15 protein-coding genes and 1 pseudogene are annotated in these 16958 nt (G+C 64.6%); 10 read left to right on the top strand and 6 right to left on the bottom strand.

The window, feature by feature from the left end:
- Positions 1-35 precede the first annotated feature (35 nt).
- From AC5Y5C_RS02325 to mmsB, 5 genes are all read left to right on the top strand, one after another.
- A complete protein-coding gene (locus tag AC5Y5C_RS02325; protein ID WP_499968656.1) occupies positions 36-1247 on the top strand; it encodes a phosphotransferase family protein in 1212 nt (403 codons plus the stop codon).
- Positions 1244-2383 carry an Rv3169 family protein gene (locus AC5Y5C_RS02320; protein ID WP_499968653.1) on the top strand — a complete coding sequence of 380 codons (1140 nt, stop codon included), beginning with the start codon at positions 1244-1246 and terminating at the stop codon, positions 2381-2383. The genes AC5Y5C_RS02325 and AC5Y5C_RS02320 overlap by 4 nt, the downstream gene beginning before the upstream one ends.
- Entirely contained in the window at positions 2380-3846 is a 1467-nt protein-coding gene (locus tag AC5Y5C_RS02315; RefSeq protein ID WP_499968651.1) for an aldehyde dehydrogenase, read from the top strand. Before AC5Y5C_RS02320 ends, AC5Y5C_RS02315 begins: the two co-directional genes overlap by 4 nt.
- Positions 3847-3922: 76 nt before the next feature.
- Entirely contained in the window at positions 3923-5269 is a 1347-nt protein-coding gene (locus AC5Y5C_RS02310) for an MFS transporter (RefSeq protein WP_499968650.1), read from the top strand.
- Positions 5270-5284: 15 nt separating this feature from the next.
- Positions 5285-6196, top strand: a complete 912-nt coding sequence (mmsB, locus tag AC5Y5C_RS02305) for a 3-hydroxyisobutyrate dehydrogenase (protein WP_499968648.1) — start codon at positions 5285-5287, stop codon at positions 6194-6196.
- Here the strand turns inward: mmsB and AC5Y5C_RS02300 are convergent.
- Positions 6184-7155: a cytochrome c oxidase assembly protein gene (locus AC5Y5C_RS02300; protein WP_499968646.1), complete on the bottom strand. Its 972-nt coding sequence runs from the start codon at positions 7153-7155 to the stop codon at positions 6184-6186. The two genes, mmsB and AC5Y5C_RS02300, sit on opposite strands and share 13 nt — an antisense overlap.
- A gap of 163 nt (positions 7156-7318) precedes the next feature.
- On the opposite strand from AC5Y5C_RS02300, the gene AC5Y5C_RS02295 reads away from it, so the two are divergent.
- The 3 genes from AC5Y5C_RS02295 (at position 7319) to AC5Y5C_RS02285 (ending at position 9425) form a co-directional block, all read left to right on the top strand.
- Positions 7319-7543 carry a hypothetical protein gene (locus AC5Y5C_RS02295; protein ID WP_499968644.1) on the top strand — a complete coding sequence of 75 codons (225 nt, stop codon included), beginning with the start codon at positions 7319-7321 and terminating at the stop codon, positions 7541-7543.
- Between the two features lie 133 nt (positions 7544-7676).
- Positions 7677-8654 (top strand): adenosine deaminase, encoded by a 978-nt coding sequence (gene add / locus AC5Y5C_RS02290; protein ID WP_499968642.1) that lies wholly within the window; start codon positions 7677-7679, stop codon positions 8652-8654.
- A gap of 15 nt (positions 8655-8669) precedes the next feature.
- The gene (locus AC5Y5C_RS02285) at positions 8670-9425 is read left to right on the top strand and encodes a class I SAM-dependent methyltransferase (protein WP_499968640.1); all 756 of its coding nucleotides are present in this window, start codon (positions 8670-8672) and stop codon (positions 9423-9425) included.
- Between the two features lie 20 nt (positions 9426-9445).
- Here the strand turns inward: AC5Y5C_RS02285 and AC5Y5C_RS02280 are convergent, their stop codons facing one another.
- From AC5Y5C_RS02280 to AC5Y5C_RS02260, 5 genes are all read right to left on the bottom strand, one after another.
- Positions 9446-10279, bottom strand: a complete 834-nt coding sequence (locus AC5Y5C_RS02280; protein ID WP_499968638.1) for an LLM class F420-dependent oxidoreductase — start codon at positions 10277-10279, stop codon at positions 9446-9448.
- A 61-nt stretch (positions 10280-10340) separates the two neighbouring features.
- A complete protein-coding gene (locus AC5Y5C_RS02275) occupies positions 10341-12161 on the bottom strand; it encodes a phosphoenolpyruvate carboxykinase (GTP) (RefSeq protein ID WP_499968636.1) in 1821 nt (606 codons plus the stop codon).
- Between the two features lie 203 nt (positions 12162-12364).
- Entirely contained in the window at positions 12365-12721 is a 357-nt protein-coding gene (locus AC5Y5C_RS02270; protein WP_499968634.1) for a DUF6802 family protein, read from the bottom strand.
- 7 nt (positions 12722-12728) lie between these two features.
- Entirely contained in the window at positions 12729-14213 is a 1485-nt protein-coding gene (locus tag AC5Y5C_RS02265) for a hypothetical protein (protein WP_499968632.1), read from the bottom strand.
- Positions 14210-15295, bottom strand: coding sequence for a hypothetical protein (locus tag AC5Y5C_RS02260; RefSeq protein ID WP_499968630.1), 1086 nt, complete (start codon positions 15293-15295; stop codon positions 14210-14212). The genes AC5Y5C_RS02265 and AC5Y5C_RS02260 overlap by 4 nt, the downstream gene beginning before the upstream one ends.
- Positions 15296-15425: 130 nt before the next feature.
- Here AC5Y5C_RS02260 and trmB point away from each other — a divergent pair, with 130 nt between their 5' ends.
- Together trmB and AC5Y5C_RS02250 are read left to right on the top strand one after the other, a co-directional pair.
- A complete protein-coding gene (trmB, locus tag AC5Y5C_RS02255; protein WP_499969304.1) occupies positions 15426-16241 on the top strand; it encodes a tRNA (guanosine(46)-N7)-methyltransferase TrmB in 816 nt (271 codons plus the stop codon).
- Between the two features lie 22 nt (positions 16242-16263).
- Positions 16264-16927, top strand: a pseudogene (locus AC5Y5C_RS02250) (NYN domain-containing protein).
- The last annotated feature ends 31 nt before the right edge of the window (positions 16928-16958 follow it).

Here is a 16958-nt window from a genome sequence, read left to right as displayed (position 1 = left end):
TTGCAACAGGTTCCACTTCCTCTGACTGCCCGGTAGTGTTGCGTACGTCACGCAACGAGGCGGACATGAAACGGAAGTCACGACACTTGACTGAGCAGACAGCGACGCATGAGGACGTTGCACGCCCCGCGGAATCACAACGGGATCCGGAAACCTTGCGCGGCGCACTCACCGAGTGGATCTCCGCCCAGCTGCCGGCCGATGCCGCGCTGAGCGTGGACCACGCGGAGCTGCCCAGTGCCAACGGTATGTCCAGCGAGACGATCCTGGCGGATGCGCAGTGGACCGAGAACGGTGAGCGCGCCGCCCATCGGCTGGTGATCAGGACGGCACCTCAGCCTGACTCGAGCCCGGTGTTTTCGGCCTATGACATGCGCCGCCAGTTCGATGTGATGGACAAGCTCGGCAGGCACACCAGCGCGGTGGTGCCCCCGGTGCTCTGGTACTGCGACGACCCCTCGGTGCTCGGCGGCGAATTCTTCGTCATGAAGCGCGTCGACGGGGAGGTCCCGCCTGACCGGATGCCCTACACCTTCGGATCCTGGGTGAGCGAGGCCTCCGATGCCGACCGCCGCAAGATGCAGCGGCTCACCGTCGACCAGATCGCCCGGGTGCATTCGGCGCCCGTGGAGGAGTTCGCGTTCCTCGACGACGCGCTCGAGGGCGAGACGGGTCTGGACGCCCATGTGCGCCGCACCCACGACTTCTATGAGTGGGTACGCGGTGACGGCCCCACCATCCCATTGATAGACCGCGGCTTCGCATGGTTGCGCGAGAACTGGCCGACCGAATCTTTACGGACCAAAGACGCCGTCAGCTGGGGTGATTCCCGCCCGGGAAACATCATTTACCAGGATTTCGAGCCGGTGGCACTGCTCGACTGGGAGATGGCCACCGTGGGGCCCCGCGAGCTCGACCTCGGATGGATCATCTTCCTGCACAGGTTCTTCCAGGATCTCGCCGAGATCGCCGGCCTCGCCGGGCTGCCCAGCTTCTGCCGGCGCGAGGATATCGCTGCCGAGTACGCCGCCCTCACCGGGCACCACGCGAGCGATCTGGACTTCTACACCGCATATGCGGCATTGCAACATGCCGTGATCATGGTACGAATTCAAATGCGTGCCATGGCTTTTGGTATGGCGGAAATGCCGAATGACCCCGATGACCTGATCCTGCACCGGGCCACGCTGGAAAAGATGCTGGACGGAAAGTACTGGTCGCAGCTCGCAGAGGAGACCGGCGCGTGAGTCTGTCTCCCTTCGATGACTACCCGATCCATCAGATCGCCGATGTGGTCCGCCATGTGGGCACCTCGGACCGGAACTTCTATGACCGCTACTACTTTGGCTGCCACGGTGGCCGTGCCGACCTGCCATATCTGATCACCGGGCTGGGCGTTTACCCGAATCTGGGTGTCACCGATGCATTCGCATCGGTGCGCGTCGGCGAGGAGATCGTGGTGTTCCGGGCCTCGCGGGCGCTGGGCGACGACCGCGCCGATCTGAGAGTCGGCCCGTACCGCATTGAGGTCCTCGAAGGTCTCAAGAAGGTGCGACTGGTCCTGGAACCCGGCTCCGAATACGGGGCGGACTACGACCTCGCCTTCGATATCACCTACACCGGCGAGATACCGGCCTCCCTGGAACCCGGCCATTACCAGCGTCAACTCGGCCGCGTCATGTTCGATACCTCACGGTTCGCCCAAACCGGCACCTGGACAGGACAATTGACAGTTGCCGGCACCACCCATGAGTTGGATGGGGTCAACTGGTCGGGTAACCGAGATCGATCCTGGGGCATCCGCCCCGTCGGTGAGGGCGAACCCGCCGGACGGCGTGCCACGTTGGCCGGGGGCTTCTTCTGGCTCTACAACGTGATCTCGTTCCCCGAGTATTCGATCGTCTTCATCAACCAGGAAGACGAGCACGGCAACAAGGTCGTCAGCGGCGCGCGCCGGGTATGGCGCGACCCGGCGAAGGGGATCGACGAGCTCGGACCCGTTACCCACGACATCACCCTGGTTCCCGGCACCCGCGAAGCACGTTCGGCGGTCATGACGTTGGGCGACATCACCATCAAGGCGGACATCGTGCTGCCGCACTACTTCGGCTTCGGGACCGGGTACGGCCTGGATTCGGACTGGCGCCACGGCATGTGGCAGGGCGACCTCGTTGTGCAGGGCAAGCGGTACAAGACCGCGGAGCTGGACGCCACGCTCAAGCTGTTGTGCCCTGTAGACAATCTCGCCACCTTCACCGCCACCGAGAACGGCGTGGAGACGCGCGGCAGTGGGCTGTTCGAATTCGGCCCCATCGGCCCCCATAAACCCTCCGGCTTTACCGGGTTCGTTGATACACATCAGGAAAGAGACGGCGATTCATGACCAACGGGACAAACTACGACAAGCTCTTCATCGGTGGCGTCTGGACCGAGCCGGCTACCGACCAGGTGATCGAGGTCATCTCGCCCGCCACCGGCCAGAAGGTGGGCCAGTGTCCGCTGGCCTCCCCCGCTGACGTCGAGGCGGCGGTCAGCGCTGCCCGCCGCGCCTTCGACGACGGCCCATGGCCCACGCTGACTCCGCACGAGCGGCAGGCGATACTGCAGAAGGCCGTTGCCGGCCTGGAGGCCCGCAAGGACGAGATCTGTAAGGCCATCGCCGATGAGACCGGCGCTCCCCCCATGGTTATCGAAACGCTGCAATGGCTGGGCGGCTTCGGCGCCATCCAGTACTACGCCAACGCGGCGGACGCGGTGAAGTGGAAGGAACTGCGCAACGGCGCCTATGGCCAGACGCTGGTGACCCGGGAGCCCGTCGGCGTGGTGGCCGCCATCGCGGCCTGGAATGTGCCGCTGTTCCTGGCGCTCAACAAGATCGGCCCGGCGTTCCTCGCGGGCTGCACTGTGGTGCTCAAGCCTGCCGCCGAGACCCCCCTGTCGAGCTTCATCCTGGCCGAGGTGTTCGCCGAGGCGGGCGTGCCCGAGGGGGTGCTCTCGGTGGTGCCCGGTGGCGCCGAAACCGGTCGGGCGCTGACCAACAACCCCGGCATCGACGTGTTCAGCTTCACCGGCAGCACTGTCGTCGGTAAGGAGATCGCCGAGATCGCCGCCAGGAACCTGAAGAAGGTCACGCTGGAGCTGGGCGGTAAGTCGGCAGCCATCGTGCTGGAGGACGCCGACCTGGCGGCGGCATTGCCGATGTTGGTGTTTGCGGGCCTGATGAATGCGGGCCAGGGCTGCGTCAACCAGACCCGGGTGCTGGCACCGCGGTCGCGGTATGACGAGGTGGTCGACGGCATCGTCGGCATGGTCTCGCTGATGGGAGTTGGTCTGCCCGATGATCCGGCCACCCAGGTCGGCCCGCTGATCACCGAGAAGCAGCGCACCCGGGTCGAGAGCTACATCGCCAAGGGCATCGAGGAGGGCGCGCGGCTGGCCTACGGCGGCACCAGGCCCGAAGGTTTGGACGGCGGATACTTCGTGCAGCCAACGATTTTCGCCGATGTGGACAACTCGATGACCATCGCGCAGGAGGAGATCTTCGGCCCGGTGCTATCGATCATCGCCTACGACTCGGTGGATGAGGCCATCAAGATCGCCAATGACTCCCGCTACGGCCTGGCCGGCAGCGTATGGACCACCGATGTACAGAAGGGTCTGGAGGTGGCCGCGCAGATCCGCACCGGCACCTACGGCATCAACTGGTACGCGTTCGATCCCAGCTGCCCGTTCGGCGGCTACAAGCAGTCCGGCATTGGCCGTGAGAACGGCCCCGAGGGCATCGAGGAGTACTGCGAGCTCAAGAGCGTGCTGCTGCCGATGGGCTACACCCTCGACTCGATCTAGCCATCGAGTGCGAGCCTCACGCGGAAATCTTGCCCGAAATCCGAGTGAGGCTCGCACTCGACGTTAGGGTTCGGCTGTGTCCACCACCGCCGAGGCCGACGCTGCTCCAACGGGTCTGCGCAAGGTAGTCGCCGCGTCGATGGCGGGCACCGTCGTCGAGTGGTACGAGTTCTTCCTCTACGCCACCGCCGCCACCCTCGTCTTCAACAAGGTCTTCTTCCCCGCTGTGCAGGCCGGGGGAAACGATCTGGACAACATCATCAAGGCCTTCCTCACCTATGCGGTCGGGTTCGTCGCCCGACCCGTCGGTGGAATAGTGTTTGGGCACTTCGGGGATCGCTACGGACGCAAGCACCTACTGCAGATCGCGATCGTGCTGGTCGGTCTGGCCACCTTTCTCATGGGCTGCCTGCCGACCTTCGCGCAGATCGGCTATGGCGCCCCGATCCTGCTGGTGGCGCTGCGATTCCTGCAGGGTTTCGCGGTGGGCGGTGAATGGGGCGGCGCCGTGCTGCTGGTCGCCGAGCACTCGCCGGACTCCGAGCGCGGGTTCTGGTCGAGCTGGCCGCAAGCGGCCGTACCGCTGGGCAATCTACTGGCCACCCTGGTACTGCTCACGTTGTCGTGGACACTCTCCGATTCCGCGTTTCTGGCCTGGGGATGGCGCGTCGGTTTCTGGCTGTCGGTCATCATCGTGGCGATCGGCTACTACATCCGCACCCGGATATCCGATGCGCCGATCTTCCACGAGGCTCGCCAGGAGATCGAGGAGAACAAGGCCCGCTCCTACGGCGTCGTCGAGGTGTTCCGCCGGTATCCACGCGGAGTGTTCACCGCCATGGGGCTGCGGGTCGCAGAAAACGTTCTCTATTACATGGTGGTCACCTTTTCGATCACCTATCTCAAGATCGAGCTGCATATGGATACCAAGCGAATCTTGCTGTTACTCTTAATCGCTCACGCGATCCAGGCTGTTGCCCTGCCCATCGTGGGCCGGTACACAGATATCGTCGGGCGGCGCGCGCCCTATGCACTGGGAGCCTTGCTGGCGGCGGGGTGGGGTTTCATCGCATTCCCGATGTTCAATACCCGAGACGAGTGGGCGATCTTGGCGGCCATCGTGATCGGCCTGCTGGTGCACTCGCTGATGTTCGCCGGGCAGCCGGCGATCATGGCAGAGATGTTTCCCACCCGGATGCGCTACTCCGGAGTCTCGGTGGGCTACCAGGTGACGTCGATCTTCGCCGGGTCGCTGGCTCCGGTCATCGGCGCCGCGCTGCTGAGCAAGTACCACAGCTGGGTGCCGGTGGCGTTCTACCTGGCGGCCGTCGCGCCCATCACGCTGATCGCCGTGTGGGCACTGCCGGAGACCAAGGGGAGCTCGCTGCATGAGCTGGATGCCGCCGACAGGGCGCGCGCCTAACGCTAGGTTTGTCCCATGGCGACCTATGGCTGGATCGGTTTAGGGAACATGGGCGGCCCAATGGCTGCCAATTTGGTGGCGGCCGGGCACACGGTGCGCGGCTTCGACCTCTCGGGTGACGCACTGGCCGCTGCGGAAGCCCGGGGCGTCACCGCGGTAGAGGAGATCGCCGAGGTGCTGGCGGGCGCGGAGGTGGTGTTCACCATGTTGCCCAAGGGTGAGCATGTCCGCTCGGTGTTCGAGGGCCCGTATGGGATCTGGGAAAACGCCGCGCCATCAACGCTTCTGGTCGACAGTTCGACCGTCGACATCGAAACCTCCCGCTACTGTCATGCCGAGTCGGCACGGCGCGGGTTCCGGTTCGTCGACGCCCCGGTGTCCGGGGGGATCAGCGGCGCCCAGGCCGGCACGCTGTGCTTCATGCTCGGCGGCGACTTGGAAAGTACCGGTGCGGCAACCGATTACATCAAGCCGATGGCCGGGCGTGTGATCCACGCGGGTGATGGTGGAGCGGGGGTCGCCGCGAAGATCTGCAACAACATGATGCTGTTCATCGACATGATGGCCAATTCGGAAGGCTCGCAGCTGGCCGAGCGACTCGGCTTGGACCCCAAGGTGTTCTGGGAGATCTGCTCGGTGTCCTCGGCGCGCTCCTGGGCACAGCAGACGTGGTACCCGGTGCCGGACATCATCGAATCCGCTGCCGCCAATCGCAACTTCGACGCCACCTTCACCGTTGACCTGGCGCACAAGGACGCCCGACTGGCGTTGGCCGCCGGGGAAGCCACCGGCGTCAAGCTGCCCGCCGCCACCATGGTCACCGAGCAGTTCCAGCAGCTCATCGACGAAGGGCTGGGCGGCAAGGACTGCTCACTGATCGTCAAGTACGCCACACCCGACGGGTCGGCGCGCGGCTACGCGTCCTGATCCGTCCTATCACCGTGTAGCTGCCGCAAAAACCGGTTGTACGAGGCCAATTCGTCTTCTTGGCGAGCATCGTCGGCCTCGCGTATTTCGGTCTCGGCCTGCTCCTCGCGCCGCCAGCGGATGGCGAAGATCAACGTGGTGGCGAGCGCGATCGGTTCACCGTAGGACCAGGCCAGCGCGCCGGCCAACGCCTGGTCCTTGACCGGGTCGACGGCCCACCCGTCGGGCGGGCTGGCGAAGATACCGATCAGGGGTCTCGGCGCCATCATGAGGATGACACCGATGAACACGTGCAGTGGCATCTCCACGAAGATGTCGAACATCCGGCCCAGATTGGTCTGCCGGATCGGCAACGGGTCGGTGGACAGGATAGGGATGACGAAGAGCAGGCCGCTCACCAAGAAGAAGATCTCTAACCCCGTGTGTCCCAGCCAGGTAGCAGCGATGGTGTCGAATAACTGCGACAGGTACAGCCCGTAGTAGCTGAACAGGAACAGCGGAATCGTGACCGCGGGGTGCAGCAGGAAGGCCGCGGCGCGGCTGCGCAACCCAGCCAGCGCGGCGACCAGCACCCACCTGCCAGGCCCGTGGTGCGGCAACGAGCGTAAGAGCAGCCGTCCCGGTGCACCCAGCACCAACAAAGGCGGAATCAGGATCGACAGGGTCAGCTGCTGAAACATGAACGCACTGAACAACCGAAATCCATAGCGCTCTATCGACAGTCCCATCACCGCGCCAAGGATCAGGCATCCCGACAGGAAGATCACCGTCGACCACCATGGCCAACTGCGACCCAACCGGCGCAGCCGGACCACACTCACCACGTACCACCCGGCCAACAGGACCGCGACGACGGGAAGCACCGGGATGGTCGGCGGCCCCCACGCGAGCAGCGACCAGGCCGTCGGCGGATCGGCCGGGATGGTGGTCAGCCCAGTAGGCCACCTCGCCTCATTCATTGATTACATTATGCGCATATTTGAATGAACTGACCATCTGGGCTGCGGATCCGGGCGTTCACCAGTAATTCGGATCGCCGCTAGCCAAACAGCGCTGGTTCACAGCTTCGGTAACTAGGGTGCGCGGCGGGGCCGGGGAAAGACAGCAAGAAAGGTACGAACGATGGCTGTATCCGTGAATCTCGAAAAGGCACTCGACAAGGCTTACGAGAACCAGGACCTCAAGGACATCCTCGATGCACCGCCGTCGGCTCTCGCCGGTCTCACCGAAAAGCATGACGCGGCACTGAAGGAAGCCCTGAACATCTCGACCGTCCGCGAGCTGGGCACCAACAAGTACATCGCGATCGCCGCGGCACTGGCGGCACTGGAGGCCAAGACCGGTTAAATCGTTGGCCGAGAATGCGTCTGCGCGGCTAGATTCAGCATGATGGCTGCGTAGATGCATTCTCGCCATCAGGAGCTACATACCCAGGCCAACGGCTCCTGTGCGGCCGGAACTCCGGCCTGCGGAAAGAATGATGGAACGCGACCTCGCTCAGCTCCCGAAAGCCCACCTCCATATCCACCTCGACGGTGCGCTCCGTCCGAGCACCCTGGCCGAGTTGTCGGACAGATCAGGATTTCGAGCGACAATGCCGTCGGAGTTCGGGTCATTCAGCGCCTTCCTCAGCACTATCACCGCAGCGGCACGCTGCATGCAGACCGCCGACGACGTCGACCGTGTCGTCGGCGAGATCGCTGAGGATGCGGCACAGTCCGGCGCGGTATGGATCGAGATTTCGTTCTGGCCGGGGCTGTTCGCCGGCAGGCTCGGCACCGATTCCGATGCCGTAGACGTGGTATCGGCCGCAGCGCGTCGAGCGAGCAGCTATCACCACATCGGCGTCGGCTTGATCGTCGCGGCCAACCGCGACCACGGCCCCGAGGCAGCCCTGCGCATCGCCGAGCTGGCGACAACTCACCCTGCGAGCGAGATCGTGGGTCTCGGGCTGGACGGCGACGAGAGCCTGTATCCGCCTGAGCTCTTCGGCGAGGCCTTCGCGCTCGCACGTGCCGCAGGACTGAGGGCCGTGCCCCACGCGGGTGAATTGCTCGGGCCGCACAGTGTGGCGGCCGCAATGGAGATACTCGGTGCAGACCGCATCATGCACGGGGTTCGCAGCATCGAGGATTCCGCGCTGGTCGAGCGGCTGGCGCAATCGAATGTCGTGCTCGATATTTGTCCGACGAGCAATGTCATGTTGTCGGTGGCGCCTTCGCTAAGCGACCATCCCTTGCCGACGCTTCTCGGGGCCGGGGTCGCGTGCACAGTCAACGCGGACGATCCTCTGCTGTTCGCCACCGATCTGCTGCGCGAGTATCAGCATTGTCGAAACTATATGCAGCTCAGTGATGTTCAGATTGCCGAGATCGCATCAACGTCCGTCGTGGCATCGGCCGCCCCAGACTCGCTGAAAACTGCGGCACATCAACGCATCCAGACATGGCTACGGTGAGTGAGGACAATTCCAGTGCGTGAGTATGCGGATCTGATCGCCGAGGCCGGCACGGTTGACGTGAGCGGCTGGGACTTTTCCTGGTTCGAAGGACGTGCCTGCGAAGAGCGCCCAGGGTGGGGATACCACAAACTGATGGCCGAGCGTCTTGCCACGGCATCCGCATCGCTGGACGTCCAGACGGGTGGCGGGGAGGTGCTAGCGGGTGCATCGCGGTACCCGCCCACGGCAGTCGCTACAGAAGCGTGGCCGCCCAACCTTGTTAAGGCGACGCAGCTGTTGCATCCGCGGGGAGTCGCCGTTGTCGCGGCGGCCGAGCAGCCGCCCTGGCCCTTCGCCGATAGCGCCTTCGACCTCGTGACCAGCAGACACCCCGCGACTGTGTGGTGGGACGAAATTGCACGGGTGCTGCGCCCTGGCGGCGTCTACCTTGCCCAGCACGTCGGCGCCGAAAGCATGTTCGAGCTGGCCATGCGTTTCGTTGAAATTCTCCCGGAGCACCGACGCGCACGACGAGCCGATATCGAGGCGGAGCGAGCCCAGACGGCGGGTCTGGACATCGTGTGCCTGCGAACCGCGCGCACCCGAGTCGAGTTCTACGACATCGCCGCCGTTGTCGTGTTCCTGCGAAAAGTTGTGTGGACGGTGCCGGGGTTCGACATCGTCAAGCACGACGCTGCGCTACGCGCCCTCGATGCTCAGATACGACAGGACGGGGTGTTCGTCGCCCACTCCGCTCGCACTCTCGTTGAGGCACGCCACACCGGCTAGACGTGCGCTTCGTGCACGTCTTAGCCGCGAAGCGCCTCCGCCAGCGGCTCCAGCACGGCTGGGTCATAGGGCGGGGGTAGGTAGATGATCGCCAGGTCCAGACCCTCGGCTCCCAGTGCGGCGGCCTCGTCGACAACCTTCGCGTAATCGCGATCCGCACCCAGCCGGATGTGGGCCGAGAGCGTGATCTCGCCCGGATCTCGTCCGATGTCGGCGCAGTGCCCGGCCAGCACATCGCGTTTGCGCGCGAACTCCTCGGGCGGTCCGCCCACGAAGTTCCAGTGCTGCGCGTACTTGGCGGTGATCCGCAACGTCCTCTTCTCGCCGCTACCGCCTATGCAGATGGGCGGGTGCGGTTTCTGCGGGCCCTTGGGCTCGTTGCGAGCGTCCTTGAGCTGGTAAAACTTGCCGTCGAAGCTCGTCGTCTCCTGGCTCAGCAGACCGGTAAGCACCTCGCAGGCCTCTTCGAACCGGTCGAAACGCTCCTTGATGCTGCCCAGCTCGATGCCGTAGGCGCCGGATTCTTCTTCGTTCCAGCCGGCACCGATACCGAGCTCCAGGCGACCACCGGACACGATGTCCAGCGCCGAGGCCATGTTGGCCAGCACGGCCGGATGCCGATAGTGGATACCCGTCACCAGCACCCCGACACGCAGCCGTCGGGTGGCCTGCGCAAGCGCGGTGAGGGTTACCCAGCCTTCCAGACATGGCCCGGTGGAGTCCGAGAAGATCGGATAGAAGTGGTCAAAGGTCCAGCCGGACTCGAAGACCTCGATCTCGTCGGCCACCTTCCAGATGGCCAACATGTCGTCCCAGGTGGTGTTCTGCGGAGATGTCTTGAATGCGAAGCGCATTCCACAACCCTATGCAGGATTCACCTGGAGTGTCGACCAGATACGTTCGGAAGGCCGCCTGCTACCTCAGTCTCTGTTTAAGGGCGTCGAACTCATCCTTGATGCCCGTGGGCAGCTTCTCGCCGATGAACTCGAACCACTCCTCGATCAGCGGAAGCTCGGCCTGCCACTCCTCGTTGTTTACGGCAAGTGCCTCGGCCACATCGGCCTCGTCGACGTCCAGCCCGTCCAGGTCCAGATCTTCGACGCCCGGGACGGTGCCGATCGCGGTTGTACGACCGCTGCCCTGACCCTCCACCCGCTCGATGATCCACTTGAGCACGCGGCTGTTCTCGCCGAATCCTGGCCACAGGAATCGGCCATCATCACCGCGACGGAACCAGTTGACGAAGAACACCTTCGGGAGCTTGGACTCGTCGGCCTGCTTGCCGACGTTGATCCAGTGATTCAGGTAGTCACCCACGTGGTAACCCATGAACGGCAGCATCGCCATCGGGTCGCGACGCACTGTGCCCACCTTGCCCTCGGCGGCTGCGGTCTGCTCCGAACCCAGTGTGCCGCCAATGAACACGCCGTGCTGCCAGTCACGGGCCTCGGTCACCAGCGGCACCGTCGTCTTGCGACGGCCACCGAACAGGATTGCCGAGATCGGGACACCCTGCGGGTCATCCCATTCAGGGGCGAGGATTGGGCACTGCGACATCGGGGTGCAGTAGCGCGAATTCGGGTGCGCCGCTTTGGTCTCGGTCTCCCGCAGAATCCAGTCCTGACCCTTCCAATCAATCAGGTGCTCAGGCTCACCCTCCAGACCTTCCCACCACACGTCGTTGTCGTCGGTACGCGCGACGTTGGTGAAAACGGTGTTGCCGGCCTCGATGGTCTTCATGGCGTTGGGATTTGAGCTCCAGTTGGTGCCCGGCGCCACACCGAAAAAGCCGAATTCCGGGTTGACGGCGTACAGGCGACCGTCCTTGCCGAAACGCATCCAGGCAATGTCATCGCCCAACGTCTCTGCGCGCCAACCGGGGATGGTCGGCTGGATCATCGCGAGGTTCGTCTTACCGCACGCCGACGGGAACGCCGCGGCCACGTAGTAGGCCTTGTTCTCCGGCGAGATGAGCTTCAGGATCAGCATGTGCTCGGCGAGCCAGCCCTCGTCGTGGGCCATCGCCGAGGCGATACGCAGCGAATAGCACTTCTTACCCAGCAGCGCGTTACCGCCGTAACCCGAACCGTAAGACCAGATTTCACGGGATTCCGGGAAGTGCGTGATGTATTTGGTGTCATTGCACGGCCACGGCACATCTTCCTGGCCGGGCTCCAGGGGCGCACCGATCGAGTGCAGCGCCTTGACAAAGAATCCGTCATCGCCCAACTTCTCCAGGGCCGCGGCACCCATGCGGGTCATCACGCGCATCGAGGCGACGACGTACTCCGAGTCCGTGAGCTCCACGCCCAGCTTCGGGTCGTCGGCACCAAGGGGGCCCATGCAGAATGGCACCACCCACATGGTGCGTCCGCGCATGCTGCCACGGAAAAGCTCGGTCATGGTTCCGCGCATCTCGGCGGGGTCTACCCAGTTGTTGGTGGGACCGGCGTCCTCTTCCCGCTCCGAGCAGATGAACGTCCGGGATTCCACCCGGGCGACGTCCGATGGGTCCGAGAGTGCCAGGAACGAGTTGGGGTGCTTCTCGGGGTTGAGCCGCTGGAAGGTACCCGCGTCCACCAGTTGCTGAGAAACCCGTTCGAACTCCTCATCCGAACCGTCAGCGAACACCACCCGATCAGGTTGTGTCAGTTCAGCGACCTCGCGAACCCACGCAAGCAAGCCCGCGTGTTTCGTCGGAGCATTGTCAAGACCGGGAATGGTCGCTGCTGTCATCGAGAGCATCTCCTAGTTGATGCCGGGTGAGGTACGCAGTTGCCGCACCGGCGCTGGTCGGAACCTAGATATATGAGGTTAGCGCTGGCCGTGTTCAGCGTGAAACGGGGTTGGTGCGTATCCATCAATAACAAGAAAGCCTCGGCCGGTACTCCCCGCGGTACCAACCCAGCTCCAGGATCGGGTACGACCACATCGTCCGCCTACTTGCCGCCGACACGGCCGTGCTCGATGAGCTCCCAATGCGCGCCCGCACCGCGGGCCCAGGTCTCATAGGTGCCGTCCGCGCCGAACGTAGTCACCTTGTCGGCGACCCCGTCCTCGTCGATATCGGAGACTACGGAAAGCCCGGTCGAGCCGTCCGACGGATGCAGCGCAACGGTGTCGCCAATACCGTCGTGGTCGGTGTCGATGAGGTCCTTGCCCAGGTCCACCAGCCCGCCGTCGGTGGGCAGGTACATGTGGTGATCGACGTGCAGGTCGGGACTCAGGGCATGTCCGGGCTCGGGCACTCCTTCTGCAAGCCCCCCAGGAAACCCCTGGTCAAAACCATCGATCATGCTGTGCCTAACCCTCGTCGCGCGAGACGCTCATCGACTTGCTCTCGCTGTTCTCGCTATTCTCGGCCTTTCCGCTGATCGCGTCCAGCCGTTCGGTGACTTTCGTTAGCGCCTTGTGTACCAATGGCAGGTCGCGGTTGCGCAGCGCCGTTGCCCGTGCTGTGTTCATGGCGGCTTCACGCAGCTCGGAGTCAATTTGCCCGACCCGGGCGGCCAGCTTGTCGTTCTCGCGTTCGTCGATCTCGACCAGATCGGCATTGAGCCTGGTCTCCACCTCGAGCACCCGCGCAGCAACCCACTGTTCCAAGTAAGCGCGCAACTCTCCCATGGTGTCTCCCAACCACCGGTCCAACACCGTCCGGTCGTGCAAGAGCCCCCGCACTGCCACCAGCCACACCGCGATGCAGGCCCCGGCCACCAGGCCCACCGCTAAACCCACCGGCGCCATGCCCGGGCGCGCGTATGCCACCAGCCGCGACACCGTCAATGCCGCACCCAGACCGAAGAACACTCCGAACAGCGCCATCATCCGGGTCTCCAGACGACGTGAACGCACCGACGGATCGGCCACCTCGGGCGGCACCGGACGATTCGCACCGGGCCGCGGCGCCACCCAGCGCTGAGTCACCTCGACGGACACCTCGGCAAGGTGCTCTTCGGTACCCTGTTCGACTTCGGCCACCACCTCGGCCACTCGGCGCCGCACCTGCTCACCGAAGCCCGCCACGTCGCGGCGCTTCAGTTCGGCGATGTCCTCGCGGAGCTCACCGGCCACCGAGCCGACCCGCTTGCGTGCGAAGTACAGCAGCGTCATGCGGGCCTGCGCGATGCGGTTGCGCAACGCCAGGGTCCGCTCGGACTTGCCCGAACGCGTGCGCCGTACCGCAGCCTGCCGCTGATTGCGCAGCTCGTCGGCGCGTGCACCCTCCCCCGCCTCTGGCGACATATTCAGCATTCCCTGCAGACGAGTCACCCAGGCACGCAGCCTATTTCGCTCATCGAGGGCAGGTTCCCCGCGAACCCTGCGCACGGCCCGCACCAGTTCATCGAGCCCCGGTGCGGCGCCCCGAGTCGAGACCCCCAGCCAGGTGACACCGCTGAACCGGGAATCGTGCTGGGCCAGGATCTCCCGATTCCGGTTCATCACGTCACGCCAGGACTGGTGCACATCGATCTTGGAGACCACCGCAACGAGGGCATCGGTGTTGGCGGCAGCCAGCTGGATCAGACCGCAGTCCGACGGGGTCAATGGCGCGGTCCCACTGCATACGAAAACCACCGCCGCCGGCGCCTGCCCGTGCTGCAGATCCTCCGGCTCGACGATCCGCATGCCCGATGCGCGTGACGCCAGCTCGGTGGCCAGGGTGCTCGCGCCCGCCAGCCAACTGCCGGTCACCATCACGGCGTCTTGTAAGTCCACCCCGAGCGGGCCGAGCGCGGGGTCCACCGCCAGCACCAGCTCGTCGACCCGTTTGTCCGTCGAGGTCGTCACGCCCGGCCTCCGGCCAGCCGCCATAAGCGCAGCGATCCGCGCACGATGTCCGTGCCTATCGCAGCGTAGGTGGCATTCACCGGGCCCGCGGCGAACCGCTGCCAGCGCTCGGCGCGGTAGCGGTGGTCTTCGGGATGATCGCTGAGTTCCACGGGCATACCCGCCGCCGTGGCGGCGTCCACCGCGCACTGCATCGCGGCTACCACTACGTCGTCACTGGCTAAGAAGGCGTCGATCTGCATCGGCAGGACCCCTGTCATGCCGATCCTGCGGAGCTCGCCGAGCACAGTCCGCATCCTGCGGTACCAACCCTGAGCGATCGCGGCGCGAATGGCGTCCACCACCGCATCGACACCCGACAGGTCGCGTAACAGCGAGGCCAGTCCCGGGGCCGCCAAGGTGGGAACCTGCCGGAGCGCCCCGATCGCGCACCCCATCGGGTATAGGTCCAGCTCATGCAGTAACCGCTGCCGCATACGAACCGGCACTTCGTGCGTACAGGTGACGAACGCATCGATGGAACTGGTGTCCGCAGGCTCCCCGACCATCAACTTGAGGGCCTCGACCATGCCCTCGTCGATATCGGCCAGCGGGACGTGCGCCGATAACGGCAATGCCGGAACCCGCGTCTCGATGCGGTACTGGGCGCAGCGCTCGACGGCTGCCGTCCAGGGACCACGGGCGGCGCCGGGATCGGTCAGATCTGCCTTGTTGAGAATCAGCACCTTGGGCGCGTTGGACGCCTGCAAAACGGCACGGTCCTCGGGTTTGAGAGCCTCTGCGAACACCACCACCTGGACATCCATGGCGTCGGCATCCGCGGAGTCTGCAGGATCCTCACCAGGGATGGGCATCTCGATAAGCACATGTCCCGGTCCGTCGCCGGCCGGCAAGGTGCGCCCCAACGCACCGATCACGCTGGTGACGCCCACACCGGCACGGCCCCGGACAGCAACCCGAAGTGGGTCTCCCGCCCGCACCGCCAGATCGTGGATGCGCTGGCCGCCGTGCACCTGACGAACCTCAGGGCGCGTCGCGAACCGGTCAAGCGTTCCCCGGAAGACCTCAAACCCCCGCGTCATCCCTTTTCCAGACCCAATCTCATCGCTCGTACGGAAATGCTCACATTGTCACCTGATCTGGTGGAGGGTTCCACCCTGGTAGGCAACTGTTGAGTATCAATATGCGCTGGGATTATGGGATCTGCCGCCTATAGGTGACCATGGGAATATGGGTTGTGACGGCCAGGAGCGGGGCTGTGTGGTAGCTGAATCAGCCACCGACGAGCTCCCGGGGACCGTCCGTGCCGATACCAGGGCGCATGCGGACAGGCCGAACCACCACCCACGCCGCGTGTCCAGCTTCCGTTCGCGCGGGTCGTCGCTGTCCGACGGCCAGCAGAAGGCCTGGGACAAGTCGTGGTCGGCCTACGGCCGCGTCGCCCGAGAGGCTGACGGCACCTGCCCACCGCTGAATCCTGCCGCATGGTTCGGGCGCACCGCCCCCTTGATTCTCGAAATTGGTTGCGGTACAGGAACATCCACTGCCGCCATGGCCCTGGAAGAACCCCAGTTCGACGTGCTGGCGGTGGAGGTCTACCGCAAGGGCCTCGCACAGCTGCTGTCGGCGATCGATCGTGAAGGTATCGAGAACATCCGGCTGATCCGCGGGGATGCACTCGATGTGCTGGAGTACCTGCTGCCGTCAGGAACGCTGACCGCGGCACGGGTGTTCTTCCCGGACCCCTGGCCCAAGACCCGCCACCACAAACGCCGGCTGCTGCAACCGAGGACCGTGGCACTGCTCTCGGACCGGCTTCGCCCGGGCGGCACCCTGCATGTGGCCACCGACCATGCGAATTACGCCGAACATATCGCCGAGGTCGGAGACAACGAATCCACCCTGCGGCGCCTCGAGCTCGATGATCCCCGCATTCCGGTCTCCGTGAGCCGGCCCACCACTAAGTTCGAGGGGAAAGCGCACACTGTCGGCAGCGCGATCAACGACTTCGTCTGGGAGCGATTGTGAGCCTCGCCATGGAAGGCGCCGACTGCAGCACCTCGGCCATGGACGAATCGGATCACCGACGCCGGGTGTTGCGGGTCCTGCTGGTGTGGGACGCACCAAACCTCGATATGGGCCTGGGAGCCATCATTGGCGGCCGCCCCTCCGCGGAGAACCGGCCGCGGTTCGACGCCCTGGGCCGTTGGCTGCTCGAGCGCACTGCTGCGTACTCGGCGGATCATCCCCATTGCCTCGTCGAGCCCGAGGCCACCGTGTTTACCAATATCGCGCCGGGGAATGCCGAAGTGGTGCGCCCATGGGTCGAGGCGCTGCGTAACGTTGGGTTTGCGGTATTTGCCAAACCCAAGATCGACGAAGACAGCGACGTCGACGTCGACATGCTTGCTCATATCGAGCTGCGATCCGATGAAGGCCTGGCCGGGGTGCTCGTGGCCTCGGCGGATGGTCAGGCTTTCCGCGAACCGATGGAGAAAATCGCCGGTGGCGGGGTGCCCGTCAGTGTGCTGGGATTTCGCGAACATGCGAGTTGGGCGCTAACCTCGGATACTCTGGAGTTCGTCGATCTCGAGGACATACCCGGAGTTTTCCCCCGAGCCTTGCCGCGGGTGGGTCTAGATTCGCTCCCCGACGAAGGCGCCTGGTTGCAGCCATTCCGACCCTTGTCGGCATTGCTTACGTCGAGGACATAGACAGACATGAGGACCCAGCGCGTGAGAGACG

Source organism: Mycobacterium sp. NGS15 (assembly GCF_059813245.1).
This window is presented reverse-complemented; position numbering and strand designations above follow the sequence as displayed.

Bases quoted from the DNA above. Each gene is read 5' to 3' on its own strand.
- AC5Y5C_RS02315 (WP_499968651.1), top strand. From the start codon at position 2,380: ATGACCAACGGGACAAACTACGACAAGCTCTTCATCGGTGGCGTCTGG.
- mmsB (WP_499968648.1), top strand. From the start codon at position 5,285: ATGGCGACCTATGGCTGGATCGGTTTAGGGAACATGGGCGGCCCAATG.
- AC5Y5C_RS02300 (WP_499968646.1), bottom strand. From the start codon at position 7,155: ATGAATGAGGCGAGGTGGCCTACTGGGCTGACCACCATCCCGGCCGAT.
- AC5Y5C_RS02295 (WP_499968644.1), top strand. From the start codon at position 7,319: ATGGCTGTATCCGTGAATCTCGAAAAGGCACTCGACAAGGCTTACGAG.
- add (WP_499968642.1), top strand. From the start codon at position 7,677: ATGGAACGCGACCTCGCTCAGCTCCCGAAAGCCCACCTCCATATCCAC.
- AC5Y5C_RS02280 (WP_499968638.1), bottom strand. From the start codon at position 10,279: ATGCGCTTCGCATTCAAGACATCTCCGCAGAACACCACCTGGGACGAC.
- AC5Y5C_RS02275 (WP_499968636.1), bottom strand. From the start codon at position 12,161: ATGACAGCAGCGACCATTCCCGGTCTTGACAATGCTCCGACGAAACAC.
- AC5Y5C_RS02270 (WP_499968634.1), bottom strand. From the start codon at position 12,721: ATGATCGATGGTTTTGACCAGGGGTTTCCTGGGGGGCTTGCAGAAGGA.
- AC5Y5C_RS02260 (WP_499968630.1), bottom strand. From the start codon at position 15,295: ATGACGCGGGGGTTTGAGGTCTTCCGGGGAACGCTTGACCGGTTCGCG.